The sequence below is a fragment of the Spiroplasma gladiatoris genome (genome assembly GCF_004379335.1).
GTDB classification, from domain to species: Bacteria; Bacillota_I; Bacilli_A; order Mycoplasmatales; family Mycoplasmataceae; genus Spiroplasma_A; species Spiroplasma_A gladiatoris.
This window is the reverse complement of record NZ_CP038013.1, coordinates 884,945-900,531: the sequence shown is the minus strand read 5'-3', so window position 1 is coordinate 900,531 and position 15,587 is coordinate 884,945. Positions and strand designations below refer to the sequence as shown.

At 32.1% G+C, this 15,587-nt stretch carries 9 protein-coding genes and 3 rRNA genes; all 12 read left to right on the top strand.

All coding sequences use genetic code 4. From position 1 onward, the window contains the following. The first annotated feature begins 5 nt into the window (after positions 1–5). A complete protein-coding gene (locus SGLAD_RS03985) occupies positions 6–1,607 on the top strand; it encodes a glycoside hydrolase family 32 protein (RefSeq protein WP_134297804.1) in 1,602 nt (533 codons plus the stop codon). Positions 1,608–1,624: 17 nt separating this feature from the next. Next, positions 1,625–3,181 (top strand): glycoside hydrolase family 32 protein, encoded by a 1,557-nt coding sequence (locus SGLAD_RS03980; protein WP_134297801.1) that lies wholly within the window; start codon positions 1,625–1,627, stop codon positions 3,179–3,181. Between the two features lie 99 nt (positions 3,182–3,280). Further along, positions 3,281–3,781 carry a dUTP diphosphatase gene (locus SGLAD_RS03975; RefSeq protein WP_134297798.1) on the top strand — a complete coding sequence of 167 codons (501 nt, stop codon included), beginning with the start codon at positions 3,281–3,283 and terminating at the stop codon, positions 3,779–3,781. A gap of 19 nt (positions 3,782–3,800) precedes the next feature. Then, positions 3,801–4,916, top strand: coding sequence for a hypothetical protein (locus SGLAD_RS03970; RefSeq protein ID WP_134297796.1), 1,116 nt, complete (start codon positions 3,801–3,803; stop codon positions 4,914–4,916). A gap of 17 nt (positions 4,917–4,933) precedes the next feature. Then, a complete protein-coding gene (locus SGLAD_RS03965) occupies positions 4,934–5,677 on the top strand; it encodes a TrmH family RNA methyltransferase (protein WP_134297794.1) in 744 nt (247 codons plus the stop codon). Between the two features lie 43 nt (positions 5,678–5,720). After that, positions 5,721–7,136, top strand: coding sequence for an NADP-dependent glyceraldehyde-3-phosphate dehydrogenase (locus SGLAD_RS03960; RefSeq protein ID WP_134297791.1), 1,416 nt, complete (start codon positions 5,721–5,723; stop codon positions 7,134–7,136). Positions 7,137–7,228: 92 nt separating this feature from the next. Beyond that, the gene (locus SGLAD_RS03955; RefSeq protein ID WP_134297788.1) at positions 7,229–8,479 is read left to right on the top strand and encodes a polysaccharide biosynthesis protein; all 1,251 of its coding nucleotides are present in this window, start codon (positions 7,229–7,231) and stop codon (positions 8,477–8,479) included. Positions 8,480–8,869: 390 nt separating this feature from the next. Continuing rightward, positions 8,870–10,390 (top strand): 16S ribosomal RNA (locus SGLAD_RS03950). A gap of 284 nt (positions 10,391–10,674) precedes the next feature. Beyond that, positions 10,675–13,583: ribosomal RNA gene (locus SGLAD_RS03945) — 23S ribosomal RNA — on the top strand. A 107-nt stretch (positions 13,584–13,690) separates the two neighbouring features. Further along, positions 13,691–13,796 (top strand): 5S ribosomal RNA (gene rrf, locus SGLAD_RS03940). Together the 16S, 23S and 5S rRNA genes form the textbook arrangement of a ribosomal RNA operon. 112 nt (positions 13,797–13,908) lie before the next feature. Then, positions 13,909–14,493 carry a hypothetical protein gene (locus SGLAD_RS03935; protein WP_134297786.1) on the top strand — a complete coding sequence of 195 codons (585 nt, stop codon included), beginning with the start codon at positions 13,909–13,911 and terminating at the stop codon, positions 14,491–14,493. Positions 14,494–14,526: 33 nt separating this feature from the next. Further along, entirely contained in the window at positions 14,527–15,579 is a 1,053-nt protein-coding gene (pheS, locus tag SGLAD_RS03930; RefSeq protein WP_134297783.1) for a phenylalanine--tRNA ligase subunit alpha, read from the top strand. Positions 15,580–15,587 lie beyond the last annotated feature (8 nt).

Sequence of the window (15,587 nt, the reverse complement as noted above, 5' to 3'; positions counted from 1 at the left end):
AAACTATGAAAAAATTAATTAATATTTTATCAACTCTTATAATTAGTTCGACTTTGTCAGTATCTGTAATTAGTTGTAGAAATCCATTTACACCAAAAAATAACCAAGGTTATAAATTACCAGAAATAGACAACTTAAAATTCACTAATCGATTTCACGCTCAAAATCCAACAACTGGTATGATGAATGATATACAAGGTGGATTTTATCGCGAAGGTAAATGACATGTATATTTTTTACAAAATGCAGATGGAATTTTTGATCAAGATGGAAATAATCACGGAAAGTTTGGATCAGTTTGATATCATGTAACAACAGTTGATTGAATAAACTGAAATTATGAAGGACCAGCTGTTCCAAAATACACAACAAAATATGGTGACCAAGCATCAGGTACTTTTTATGAAGATAAAGAAAACTCTTTTGGCTATGGAAGTGAAGCAATAATTGCAATAACAACTTCTTATAGTGATGCAGGTCAAAATATCATGATGTTTTATTCAATTGATGGAGGTTATAAATTTAATCCAGTAAAAGAAGAACCAATTTTATGAAACCCTCATAAAGAAACTAATGAAAATTTTAGAGACCCTTATTTTTTTAAAAAAAATAATAAATTTATTATGTATATAGCTGAAGAAAATGAGTTTGGAGTTTATGTTTCTGATAATCCACTTGGAGAATATAAAAAAACTGGTAGCTTTAAAGCGCAACATCCAATGTTAGAGTGTCCAAATTTATTTGAAATTAATATAAAAGATTCAGTCGAAAAAAAATGAGTAGCACTTTATGGTGGAAATGGTGGTTGAGGAGAAAATGCAGATAATTTATCTTCTGGAACCTATTATGTAACTGGAAGTTTAGATGAAAAAACTTTTGTTTTTAAACCAGATAATGAAGAAGCATACAAAAGATTAGACTTTGGACCAGATTATTATGCTGCAAAATTTATGTCAACAAGCTATAAAAATACTGATATTGATAGCCTAATAACTACTGGGTGAGTTAATAATTGAAGCTATAATTTTTCTATTCCAAATGATGGAAGACTTGGAAATATGTCTTTAGCAAGAGAAATTAAACTTTTAAATAAAGGAACTAAAGAAAAACCAGACTATACATTTGAAACTAATTTTTTAGGATTTAATAAATTTCAAGTTTTAAAAACAGGAAATATTATTAATCAAACTAATTTTTTAGAACATGAAAACTTAAAAGGTCAGTACTTTAAAACTAATTTCATTTTAAAAAATATTCAAAAAAATAATAAAGACAATGTAGAAATGCAAATTTGTGATGATCAATATAACATTACAATTTTATTTGATTTTTTACAAAATCAAATATCTGTTAAAAGATTAATAAATATAAGTTTTAATTATGGTAAAGAAGAATTTGAAAAGTTAAGAGTTTTTAAAACTGATTTAAGTAATCTTAACGGAGATTTAAATTTTGAAGTTTATGTAGATAAAACAATAGTTGAGTTTAAATTTATTGATGGAACTGTATTTTCAATGCTTAAATTTATAGATGCAATTTCAAAAGAAGACATTAAATTTAATGCTGATAATATTGATATTGAATATCAATATTATCAAGTTGCATAGTAATAAAGGAAAATTGTATGAAAATAAAATGAATTATAAAAGTTCTTTTGGCTTTCTTAATAATTTGAAATATTCTAGTATTAAGTATATTTAATACAAGCTCAGACCCTTATCAACGCCAGGAAAGATATACTAACCAGTTTCACATTCAAATGGATAAAGTTGGTCTAATGAATGATATACAAGGTGGTTTTTATCGTGATGGTGTTTGACACATTTACTATCTTTATAATGATCAAGCAAGATTTGATGATTATGGGGTTAATAAAGGTAAATGGGGTTCAAGTATGTATCATATAACCACAACTGATTGAGTTCATTGAAACTATGTAGGAATTGCATTAAAAAATGATGCAACTGATTATAATGATGTTTCATCAGGAACTGTATTTGAAGATAAAAATAATTCATTTGGTTATGGAAGTGATGCAATAATTGCAATGACTTCAACTTTTGGAAAAAATGAGCAAAATATTTTAGGTTTTTACTCTACTGATGGAGGTTATAGTTTTTCAGCAATAAAACAAACTCCAATTATTAATTATCGTGAAGAAATTGAAAATCCAGGAGATTTTAGAGATCCTTATTTTTTTGAGATTGATAACAAATATGTTATGTATTTAGCTCAAAACGATAGTTTTGGAGTTTGAGTTTCAGACAATCCAACTGAGGGTTATAAAAAAACTGGAAAATATGTTGCTAAACATCCTATGTTAGAATGTCCTAACTTATTTGAAATGAAAGTTAGTGATTCAAATGAAAAAAAATGAGTTTTATTTTATTGTGGTAACGGTTCATGAGGACCTGATGCGGATAACTTTTCTTCAGGTACTTATTATGTAGTTGGAACTATTAATAAAAACTTTGTTTTTAAACCAGATGAAAATCAAGAAACAAAAAGACTAGACTTTGGAACAGATTTTTATGCTGCAAAATTTATGACTAAAAATACAACAAATCGAAATATTGATGAATTAATTTCAACAGCTTGAGTTGGAAATTGAAACTATATTTATAATGCTCCAGATGATGGAAGAATTGGGGCAATGTCATTAGCTAGAAAATTAGTTTTGAAAAAAACTAATAACAATTATTCAATTGAATCTTCAATTTTTGGTTTTAAAGATTTTTTAGAGACTAAAAAAATTCAAAGCTATAATACTAATAACTTCACAGAAAACGGAGGGACTTACAAATTAAGCTTAAATTTTGATAAAAAAGTTAATAATAAAATTGATTTAGAAATTAAAGACAGTATTTATGAATTAAAATTTCATATTAACTATGAAACTAATTCAATTGATTTTAAAAGAACTACAAATTATGAAAGATTAGTAGATTCAGTAGAATTTAATCTATCTAGAAGTTTAAAATTTGATAGTGATAAAATTAGTAATAATTTTGAAGTTTATTTAGATAAAACTGTTATTGAAATTAAATTATCTAATTATTATACATTTACATTTTTGAAATTTAATAGTGCTAAAAAGGATGAAAAACTCAATTTTAATAGTTCAATCAACACTGACTTTAATTACTCAATTATTGATTTAAAAAACACAATAATAAACTAAAAAGTAAAATAACTCTTTAATAATTTTTATAAGGAGTTATTTTTTTCTTTTATTGACACTAATTTATTTTTAATTAAAATCATTATAAGGAGAAAATAAATGTTAAAAAACGCAGATATTAGTTATATTTTTGAAAAACAAAAAATTTTAGATAAGTATATTGAAGATAAATGAAAAATTATTAAAAATGATGAGCTTTTATCAAAAAAAATAGTAGCTTTATATGTTGAGGTTAGCGAATTTATCAATGAACAAAGGTCTTTTAAATTTTGATCGAATAAATCAGCAAGCTCAAAAGAAGTTTTATTAGAAGAATATATAGATGCTATTCACTTTATTTTTTCAATTGCGATTATGATTGATTATGATTTTAAAGATTATAAATTTGATTTTAAAGAAAATGAAATAAATACTGCATATTTAAAATGTTTTGAAAGTATTGCTAATTTTAACAATAATAAAAGTCATAATAACTATAAAATAATGCTTGATACATTTTTTTCAATTGCAAAAATATTAAATTTTAGTCAAGAAGACTTAATTGTTTCATATAATAAAAAAAATGAGATAAATTTTAAAAGACAAGATAATAATTATTAAAAAAGTAGGGGGTGATTTTATGGAAGATAATAAATTTGAAAAAAAATTAACAGACTACAAACCAAACAATCCTAATGACCCAAAAATGCCATCTTTAAAAGAAGATGTTAAAGAAACAAAAGAAAATATAAAAGAAGAATTAGTTAATGAGCGTTATTTAGAAGAGAATGATTTTACTGTAAAAAATGAGGTTGTAAAAAATGAAAAACAAGAAACTTTAAGTAATTCTCAAAACGAAGAATCAAAAAGTGATGCAAAAAGTATTATTGCTAGATTAAAACAACAAAATGAAGAACGTGAAAAACGTACTGAAAAAGAAAAAACTGGTTCAAAAGTTGTTATGCCTGACCCTAACAGTGAAGATCGCCTTTATGGAAGATACAAACCTGATTTAGCAGCGATTAATCGTTTTTTAAGAGACCCAAGAACTAAATTGAGAGATGCTAGTCGTCATGCTAGAGATAATTTCACCCAAGAAGAAATAGATTTAATTGTAAATACTTTTACATATAAAATTGTAAAAATAAGTAAAAAAGAAATTGTTATCAAGTATAGTAAATATGGATTTGAATTATTTAAAAATCATGCTGATGGTAGATATTGAGTAAGTACTGTTAGTTTTGAAGAAGTTTGAAATCCTAAAAAGTTTTCTTATATTACTTTTTGAAATGGGAACACTTTTATAGGGTATGGAAATAAAACCATTGAAGAATGTATTACAAAAACAAAACAGTTAATGGCATCAGGAAGAACAGGAGATGTTGTTTGAAAAGATTTTGTAACTGGATGAAGTCAACAAAACAATCGTTTTATTGCTGGAGATGTTCCTACTAAATTTACTTGAAATGAATATAAAAAAATCATTAAATGATGAGATGAAAATAAAATTTGAATTCTAGTTAAACAAGAAAAAGTTAAAGACTATGAAGATCTTATGAACGAAACTAGGCAAAAAAAAGCAAGTGGTCAAAAAGTAAGTCCATTGGTTTCGATTCAAGCGAAATTATTAGACCCCCCAAGAAGAGCGCAAGGTGTGCATGGCTATCCTGTTGAAAATCCCGATTATAAAGGTAATGATTATTCAAAACCAGAAAACAAATTATATGAAATTGGATTTACATTTGTTGCAGAATAAAAACGAAAGGTAAAAATATGGAAGTCATTACATCAGTTAAAAATGCTTATATTTTAAAATTATTAACACTTAAAGATAAAAAAAATCAATTTTTAAATCAACAATATTTGATTGAAGGTTTAAACATTGTTAATGAAGCTTTAAAAAATAACGTTGTAGATACTATTTTAACTACTAAAAAACATTTTAAAAGTTTTGATTTTAAAAACATTATTGAAATAAGTGATAATGTTGCAAAAAAATTAAGTGATTTAAAAACTAGTCAAGAGATTTTTGCTGTTTGTAATATAAAAAATAATCCAATTACTAATTCAAATTATTTAATTTTAGATGATATTCAAGATCCTGGTAATTTAGGTACATTATTAAGAAGTGCATTAGCTTTTAATTTTAAAAATATTTTATGCTCTTTTAATTGTGTTAGTGTTTATAATCCTAAAGTTTTAAGAGCAGCACAAGGTAATCATTTTAAATTAAATATTGAGTATTGTGATTTAGAAAAAAAAATTAATTTGTTAAAAAATCAAAAATTAAAAATAATATCAACTAGTTTAAATCAAACTAGTAACTTTAATTTGGATAAATTAGATGAACAACAAAATTATGGATTAATTTTAGGAAACGAAGGTAGTGGTGTAAAACAACAATTAACTTTATTAAGTGATTATAATTTACTTTTAGATATTAATAGTGAAGTTGATAGCTTAAATGTTGGTGTTGCTGGATCAATTTTGATGTACAAATTATTTAATAAAAATTAATTTTTAAATTAAATATATATAATTAACAAGAAAGGAATCGATTATGAGAGAATACAAAGCTTTTATCAATAATGAATTTATTGAAAATGGTCAATGATTAGAAATTATTAATCCAACAACTTTAAAACCAGCAGGAAGAGTGACTGCTTTAAAACAAAAAGATATTGAAAATGCTTATAAAAGTGCAAGATATGCACAAAAAAGTTGAGAAAAAGTTGATTTATTAAAAAGAATTGCTTTTATCAATGAATTTAAAAATTTAATTATAAAAAACCAAAATGAAATTGCACAAATAATGAGTGAAGAAATTGCAAAAAACTTACAAGATTCATTAGGTGAAGTTTTAAGAACTGTAGAAATTATTGATTATACATTAGAAGAAGCAAAAAGAATTGATCCTAAAGCAATGACTGGTGAAGGGATGGGGGCTAAAAATAAAATTGGGATTTTTTCAAGAGTTGCTAAAGGAGTTATTTTAGCTATTTCTCCATTTAACTACCCATTTAATCTTGCATTAGCAAAAATCATTCCTGCTCTTGTTATGGGAAATAGTGTTGTTTTTAAACCAGCAACTGCTGGAAGTTTAGTTGGTGCATATATGGGAAAACTAGCTTTTGAAGCAAAACTTCCAAAGGGAATTTTTAATGTAGTTACAGGTAGAGGAAGTGAAGTAGGAGATTTAATTACTTCAAACCCTGAAATTGATATGATTTCATTTACTGGCAGTGTTAATGTTGGTAATCAAATTAGAAAAAATGGTAGTACCACCGATCTTGTTTTAGAATTAGGAGGAAAAGATCCAGCATTAGTTCTTGATGATATTAATCTTGAAAAGTATGCTAATGAAATTATTAGTGGAGCTTTTGGTTATTCTGGACAAAGATGTACTGCTATTAAAAGAGTATTTGTTTTTGATAATTATGCAGATAAACTTGTAGAAATATTAAAAGAAAAAATTACAAAACTAAGTGTTGGAAATCCAGAAGATAACGCATCAATTACACCAGTAATTGATGTTAAATCTAGTGATTTTATTCAAGGATTAATTGATGATGCAAAAACTAAAGGAGCACAAGTTGTAATTGGTGATAAACGCCAAAACAATCTAATGTGACCAACATTACTAGATCATGTTAAAACTGATATGAGAATCGCCTGAGAAGAGCCATTTGGGCCTGTTTTACCAATACTAAGAATAAATTCTATTGAAGAAATGATTGAAATCGCTAATAAATCAAATTTCGGACTTCAAGCAAGTATTTTTTGTCAAGATATTTCTACTGCATTAAATGTTGCCAAACAAATTGAAGTAGGAACTATTAATATTAATTCAAAATCTCAACGTGGACCTGATTGTTTTCCGTTTTTAGGAATAAAAGATTCTGGAGAAGGAGTTCAAGGGATTAGAGAATCACTTTTGAGTATGACAAGATATCGTGGTATTGTTATTAATTATTAAACTTATTTTTTTGATAAATTAATACTACAAATATACATAGATAATATGCTAATATAATAGTATATTAGGGCAAAAAGATAGGGGTATTTTTTATGAGAACAGCAAAAATAATTAATTTTGCTATGGGAATCTTGGTAACACCAATTTTCATTTTAGCATCTGTTGCCTTTATTATGAATGTCAGTAATTCAACAAAATTTGTGATTAAACTATTTAATGTTTCGCAATATCTCATACTTACATTTGCAATAATCGCATTTATCTCAAACTTATTAAGTTTTTTACTACAAAAACAAAAAGCATTTATTGTTATAAATTTATTTGTTTATATAGGATTAATTGCTATATTGATTTTTCACTTTATAACACTAATAAATTCAAATACTATTTGGGCAAAAAACACAACACTGGATTATACAAAAACAAATATAACAAATTTATCAAAATTTTTATTTGTTTATTTACCAATTGCTCTTATAGCAATTTATTTAGTATTAAATATCATTAACATCGCTTTAACTTTCGCAAACAATACTAATGTTGTAAAACCAGTTGTGCAAAAACAACAAAACGTGTCTACAAATAACAATTTTGTTAATCAAAATAATTTTTCACCATCTTTTCAAAATCAAGCCAATTTAGAAGCTGATTCTCAAAACGAACCAGAACCAGATCTTTCATTTACATCAACTCCAAATGATGAAACATTTAATATAGCTGATAAAATTCAAAAATTAAGAAATAATTTAGCAGAAAACGATTTTGAAAACATGGATGTCGAAAGTCAATTTTTAGCAACCGATGAAGTTAATGAATCTGAAGAACAACAAGTTTATGAAACCCAAGAACATGAAGAAGTTTTAGAAACACCAGTTGATAAAAGTGAGTCAATTGAAAAAGAAATCGTTCAAGAAGATAAATATTCAAATACTGTTGAAGAGTATTTGGATTTTGACAAACCTAAAGATCCTTATAAACAAACCATTATTCCGAGAAGATTAGTAGCTCAAAAAGCTAGTCTTTATAAACAACCAATCGGAAATGTTGTGAATAATATCAAAACTAAAGAACAACGAGAAAGAAAAGAGCCTAGAATCGATCTTGATTATGAGGGAAAAGTTTTTTTAGGTGATGGAGATAGAATTTGAGAAGTTATTAAAAATCAAAAAAGAAGAGTTTCACAAAAAAATAAGAATTCTAACAACTTGAATGAAAGTTTTAATGTAGTTGATAAATTACAAAGAGAAAAAACTAAAACTTTAGAAATTGATGTAAATAAAATTTTTGACCCAATAAATGATGATTCTGACCAAAAAAGCACAACAATAGAATGAGATGATTAAAATTTATCTCATTTTTTATTTTTTAATAAAAAAAAACCTCGTATTTATCGTTGTTTTACAAAGTTTATAAAAAAAGTGAAAAAATTTTTCAAAAACACTTGTATTTAAGAATGTAAAGTATTATTATATGAAAGCCGTCGAGTTAGGGCTAAGAGAGCCGCTGAATAAGACGCAAAAAAAATTAAAAATATTTTAAAAAAAAATCAAAAAACACTTGTATTAAATTTTAAAATATTATATATTTATGTATGTGCTCAATTGATAGCAGCACAACAATAACGATCTTTGAAAACTAGATAGAACAACAACCAAATAATTAATTGTACATACATACATTCAATTTTTTGAGTAATAAACAGATATAGCCATGAATCAAAATATTCGCATTTTTTTAATGAGAGTTTGATCCTGGCTCAGGATAAACGCTGGCGGCATGCCTAATACATGCAAGTCGAACGAGGTGCTTTGCACCTAGTGGCGAACGGGTGAGTAACACGTATCTAATCTACCTTTTAGTGGGGGATAACAGTTGGAAACGACTGCTAATACCGCATACGACAACATTATGGCATCAGAAGTTGTTAAAAGGCCCGTATGGGTCGCTAGAAGATGAGGATGCGGCGTATTAGCTAGTAGGCGGGGTAAAAGCCCACCTAGGCGATGATACGTAGCCGAACTGAGAGGTTGATCGGCCACATTGGGACTGAGATACGGCCCAGACTCCTACGGGAGGCAGCAGTAGGGAATTTTTCACAATGGGCGAAAGCCTGATGAAGCAATGCCGCGTGAGTGATGACGGTCTTCGGATTGTAAAGCTCTGTTGTTAGGGAAGAAATGCTAGAAGAGGAAATGCTTTTAGTTTGACGGTACCTAACCAGAAAGCCACGGCTAACTATGTGCCAGCAGCCGCGGTAATACATAGGTGGCAAGCGTTATCCGGATTTATTGGGCGTATAGGGTGCGTAGGCGGTTATTTAAGTTTGAGGTTAAAGCCTGGAGCTCAACTCCAGTTCGCCTTGAAAACTGGGTAACTAGAATGCAGGAGAGGTAGATGGAATTCCATGTGTAGCGGTGAAATGCGTAGATATATGGAGGAACACCAGTGGCGTAGGCGGTCTACTGGCCTGTAATTGACGCTGAGGCACGAAAGCGTGGGGAGCAAATAGGATTAGATACCCTAGTAGTCCACGCCGTAAACGTTGAGTACTAAGTGTCGGCATTAGTCGGTGCTGCAGCTAACGCATTAAGTACTCCGCCTGAGTAGTATGCTCGCAAGAGTGAAACTCAAAGGAATTGACGGGGACCCGCACAAGTGGTGGAGCATGTGGTTTAATTCGAAGCAACGCGAAGAACCTTACCAGGGCTTGACATCCAGTGCAAAGCTACAGAGATGTAGTGGAGGTTAACATTGAGACAGGTGGTGCATGGTTGTCGTCAGCTCGTGCCGTGAGGTGTTGGGTTAAGTCCCGCAACGAGCGCAACCCCTATCGCTAGTTACTAACATTAAGTTGAGGACTTTAGCGAGACTGCTAGTGTAAGCTAGAGGAAGGTGGGGATGACGTCAAATCATCATGCCCCTTATGTCCTGGGCTACACACGTGCTACAATGGCTGATACAAAGAGTCGCAATCTCGCGAGAGGGAGCTAATCTCAAAAAGTCAGTCTCAGTTCGGATTGAAGTCTGCAACTCGACTTCATGAAGCCGGAATCACTAGTAATCGCGAATCAGCAATGTCGCGGTGAATACGTTCTCGGGTCTTGTACACACCGCCCGTCACACCATGAGAGTTGGTAATGCCAGAAGCACGTATCTTAACCGTAAGGAGAGAGCGTACCAAGGTAGGATTAGCGATTAGGGTGAAGTCGTAACAAGGTATCCGTACGGGAACGTGCGGATGGATCACCTCCTTTCTATGGAGTTAATCATAGTTAAATGATAAAAAGCTGAGCGAATCGATAAAACAGCTTTTGGTTATAATCTGGTTCTATCTAGTTTTCAGAGATTGTGGACGCTTTATAGCGTCTTTAATTTCTGAGAATCGTTCTTTGAAAACTGAATATTAGATGAAAAAGACATTTTAATTTTTCTTACGTTTCATAAAAAAACGTATAACAGTAACTTAAAAATTACTAAGAAAAACTGAAATTTCATATTTATTAGATTATCTATAATGCAAAAATAGGATTTCTTTTTAAGAAAGTATAGTAAGGGCATATGGTGAATGCCTTGGAAAATGGAGCCGATGAAGGACGTGACTACCTGCGAAAAGTTTCGGGGAGCTGGAAGTAAGCTATGATCCGGAAATGTCCGAATGGGGAAACCTACTATGATTAATCTCATAGTGTTTATAACTGAATACATAGGTTATATAACGGGAACCTAGGGAACTGAAACATCTTAGTACCTAGAGGAATAGAAAACGAATGTGATTCTGTAAGTAGCGGCGAGCGAAAGCGGAACAGGCCAAACCGGTCTACGGGCCGGGGTTGTAGGACTCTTGTTAGAGTTACAAAATCAGTGTATAGCAGAATGTGTTGGGAAGCACAAGCGTAGAGGGTGATACTCCCGTATGCGAAATGCACTGATCTCGATAGAGTATCCTGAGTACGGCGGGGCACGTGAAACCTTGTCGGAATCTACCCAGACCACTGGGTAAGCCTAAATACTACCATTTTACCGATAGTGAACCAGTACCGTGAGGGAAAGGTGAAAAGTACCCCGTGAGGGGAGTGAAATAGTCCCTGAAACCATATGCTTACAAGAAGCTAGAGCCCGTTAATGGGTGATAGCGTGCTTTTTGTAGAAAGAGCCGGCGAGTTACGATAACATGCAAGGTTAAGTAGAATATACGGAGCCGTAGTGAAAGCGAGCCTTAATAGGGCGTTTAGTATGTTGTCGTAGACACGAAACCAGGTGATCTAGCCATGAGCAGGTTGAAGTTAGGGTAAAACCTAATGGAGGACCGAACCAACGTTCGTTGAAAAGACCGTGGATGACTTGTGGCTAGGGGTGAAATTCCAATCGAACCTGGAGATAGCTAGTTCTCCCCGATATAGCTTTAAGGCTAGCGTCGAGGTTTAGAATTATGGAGGTAGAGCTCTGAATGTATGATGGCCCCACCTAGGGGTACTGATTACAATTAAACTGCGAATGCCATAATTTCATACTCGGCAGTCAGAACATGGGTGATAAGGTCCATGCTCGTGAGGGAAACAGCCCAGATCTACAACTAAGGTCCCTAAATATACGCTAAGTGTGTAAGGATGTGAAGGTGCACAGACAGCTAGGATGTTGGCTCAGAAGCAGCCATCATTTAAAGAGTGCGTAACAGCTCACTAGTCGAGTGCCTTTGCGCCGAAAATGTACCGGGGCTTAAGCGTATTACCGAAGTTTAGGATTTACAGCAATGTAAGTGGTAGGGGAGCGTTCTAAGGGCGATGAAGTCAGACTGTGAAGACTGGTGGAGCGCTTAGAAGAGATTATGCCGGCATGAGTAACGTTTGGAGGTGAGAATCCTCCATGCCGTTTGACCAAGGTTTCCTGGGCAAGGTTCGTCCACCCAGGGTTAGTCAGGACCTAAGGCGAGGCCGAAAGGCGTAGTCGATGGACAACAGGTTGATATTCCTGTACCACCAAGTAAAATGATGGAGTGACGGAGAAGGATAGTGGATGCCGGCTGTTGGATATGCCGGTCTAAATACAAAGGAGTGTACGTTGGCAAATCCGCGTGCTTTAACTCTGAAGTATGATGGGGAGTGAACGCTTCGGCTAGTAGCGAAGTCCATGACTCCACGCTTCCAAGAAAAGCTTCTAGTGTTAATTTATTTGGTGCCTGTACCCATAACGAACACACGTGGTCAAGGAGAGAATCCTAAGGCAAGCGAGATAACTATAGCTAAGGAACTCTGCAAAATGACCCCGTACGTTCGCAAGAAGGGGTGCTCACTTATGGTGAGCCGCAGTGAAGAGGGAGGGGCAACTGTTTAGCAAAAACACAGCTCTCTGCAAAGTCGTAAGACGAAGTATAGGGGGTGACGCCTGCCCAGTGCCGGAAGGTTAAGAGGAGATGTTAGTTTCGACGAAGCATTGAATTGAAGCCCCGGTGAACGGCGGCCGTAACTATAACGGTCCTAAGGTAGCGAAATTCCTTGTCAGGTAAGTTCTGACCCGCACGAAAGGCGTAATGATCCCTTCGCTGTCTCGGCTATAGACTCGGTGAAATTTTAGTACCAGTGAAGATGCTGGTTACCCGCAACTAGACGGAAAGACCCCGTGGAGCTTTACTATAACTTAATATTGAATTTTGGTGTAACATGTAGAGGATAGGTGGGAGACTTTGAAGCGGTCACGCTAGTGGCTGTGGAGTCATCCTTGGAATACCACCCTTGTTACATTGAGGTTCTAACCTAGGCCCGTTATCCGGGTCGGGGACAGTGTTTGGTGGGTAGTTTGACTGGGGCGGTCGCCTCCTAAAATGTAACGGAGGCGCTCAAAGGTACCCTCAGTACGGTCGGAAATCGTACGAAGAGCGCAAAGGTAGAAGGGTGCTTAACTGCGAGACTTACAAGTCGAACAGATGCGAAAGCAGGACTTAGTGATCCGGCGGTCCCGTGTGGAAGGGCCGTCGCTCAACGGATAAAAGTTACCCCGGGGATAACAGGCTTATCTCCCCCAAGAGTTCATATCGACGGGGAGGTTTGGCACCTCGATGTCGGCTCATCGCATCCTGGAGCTGTAGTCGGTTCCAAGGGTTGGGCTGTTCGCCCATTAAAGCGGTACGTGAGCTGGGTTCAGAACGTCGTGAGACAGTTTGGTCCCTATCTGTTGTGGGCGTAGGAAAATTGAGAAGAGCTGTTCCTAGTACGAGAGGACCGGAATGGACGCACCCCTGGTGCTCCTGTTGTCACGCCAGTGGCATAGCAGGGTAGCTATGTGCGGAAAGGATAATCGCTGAAGGCATCTAAGCGAGAAGCCTCCTTCAAGATGAGTTTTCCCATTCTTCGGAAGTAAGATCCCATGTAGACCACATGGTTGATAGGTTGGGTGTGTAAGCACGGTGACGTGTTCAGCTTACCAATACTAATAGATCGAGAGTCTTTCTAGAAAGAAGTCAAAAAACTAATTTTGTATTATTAATTTAAACATCTAATATTCAGTTTTGAGAGGATGATTTGGGTTGTAAAACCAAAAACTCTCAAAAAAATTTCAGATCTGGTGACAATAGCGCTAGGGTCACACCTGTTCCCATGCCGAACACAGAAGTTAAGGCTAGCTGCGCCGAAGATAGTATCATGCGAAAATAGGACGTCGCCAGTTCAGAAATAAAAAAAACACCTTTTTAAAGGTGTTTTTTTTATTTTAATTAAGCACCAAATTGCTAAAGTTAAGTTTGATATAATAAATATGTTTAACATAGTAGGAGTTTAATATGTTTGGAAAACTTGTAGAAGATATTAATAAAAAATTTACAAAAAAAACTCAGATTTATAAAATTAACGATTTAAAATTTAGTTGAGAATTTGAAGGCATTATAGAACTTGTGAATATAAACAACTTAATTACTTTTTGTGAAAATGTTTTTAAAAAACAATTTAACAAACAACAAAGTGATGATATTTTTTTAAAAATATCAAACACAAGAAAACTATTTAAATCACACATTGATATTGTAAAAAAATTAATTGACAATAAAACTATCAATGTAAGCAAAGAATACTTAAACTCTTTTTATTGAAATTTTAAAACATTTATTGAAGAAGTATTTTTTAATTACTTATTTTATAATCATATCCACAATGATATTTTGTATAACAACACTTTTTATGACATAGATTTGTTTTATGAATGAAAATTTTTAGTTCTCAAAAAAAGTGTTTTAGATAGGAAATTAATTTATTTAAGATCAGTTCATCAAATAAACCATGAATATCAATGATTAATTGATCAACTAAAATACGAAATTAATCAAATAATATTTAATATAAAGACAGCAAAATTAAAAGCGATTATTTAGTATAATTTATTTGATATAGCAAGTGAGGAAATTATGATAAAAAAATTAGAACAAATTCTTAATGATTTTAATAAAGAATTAAAAACGCTAAATTCTAAAAAAGACTTTGAAGCTCTTAAAAAACAATATGGTTCTAAAGATTCTGCATTGTATGAGATTTCTGCTGGATTAAAAACTTTAAATCCTGAAGATAAAAAAACTTTTGGAATTAAAATAAATGAAGTAAGAACTAAGATATATTCAACTTTAAACGAGTTAGAAGAGCAATTCAAATATGAAGAACTTAAAAAACAACTAGAAAAAGAAAAAACAGATATTTCAATTAGTGGTATCAATTTTAAAAGAGGTTCAAAACATCCTTTAAACATGATTATTGAAGAAATCACAGATATTTTTACTGAACTTGGTTATGAAATGGTTGATGGAACTGAATATGAATCTGATGAATATTGTTTTCAAAAATTAAACATGCCAATTGGACACCCAGCAAGGGATATGCAAGACACATTTTACGTTGATAATAATAATGTTTTAAGAACTCATTGTACAAATATGACTGCTAGAAAATTAAGTGAACTTGCTAAATTAAAAACTAAAGATATTGATATTGCATCAATTAGTTATGGAAATGTTTATCGAAGAGATGATGATGATGCAACTCATTCACATCAGTTTATGCAAATTGACGGTTTTGCTGTTGGTAAAAAAATTAACTTTGCTACTTTGAAATGAACTTTAGAATACATGTGTAAACGCTTATTTTCTAAAGAAACAAAAATTCGTATGAGACCTAGTTTTTTTCCTTTTACCGAACCAAGTTGTGAAGTAGATATTTCATGTGTAAATTGCTCTACAAAGGGATGCAATATTTGTAAAAATACAGGATGAATTGAAATATTAGGATCAGGAATGTTAGACCCTGAAGTAATTAAACAAAACGGCTTAGATCCTGAAACAGTTGGAGGATTAGCGTTTGGAATTGGTGTTGAAAGAGTAGCGATGCTAAAATATGGCATTAAAAATATAAGAGATTTTTATGAAAATGATATTAGATTTTTAGAGCAATTTAAATTTTTTGGAGATTAGGAGGTAAT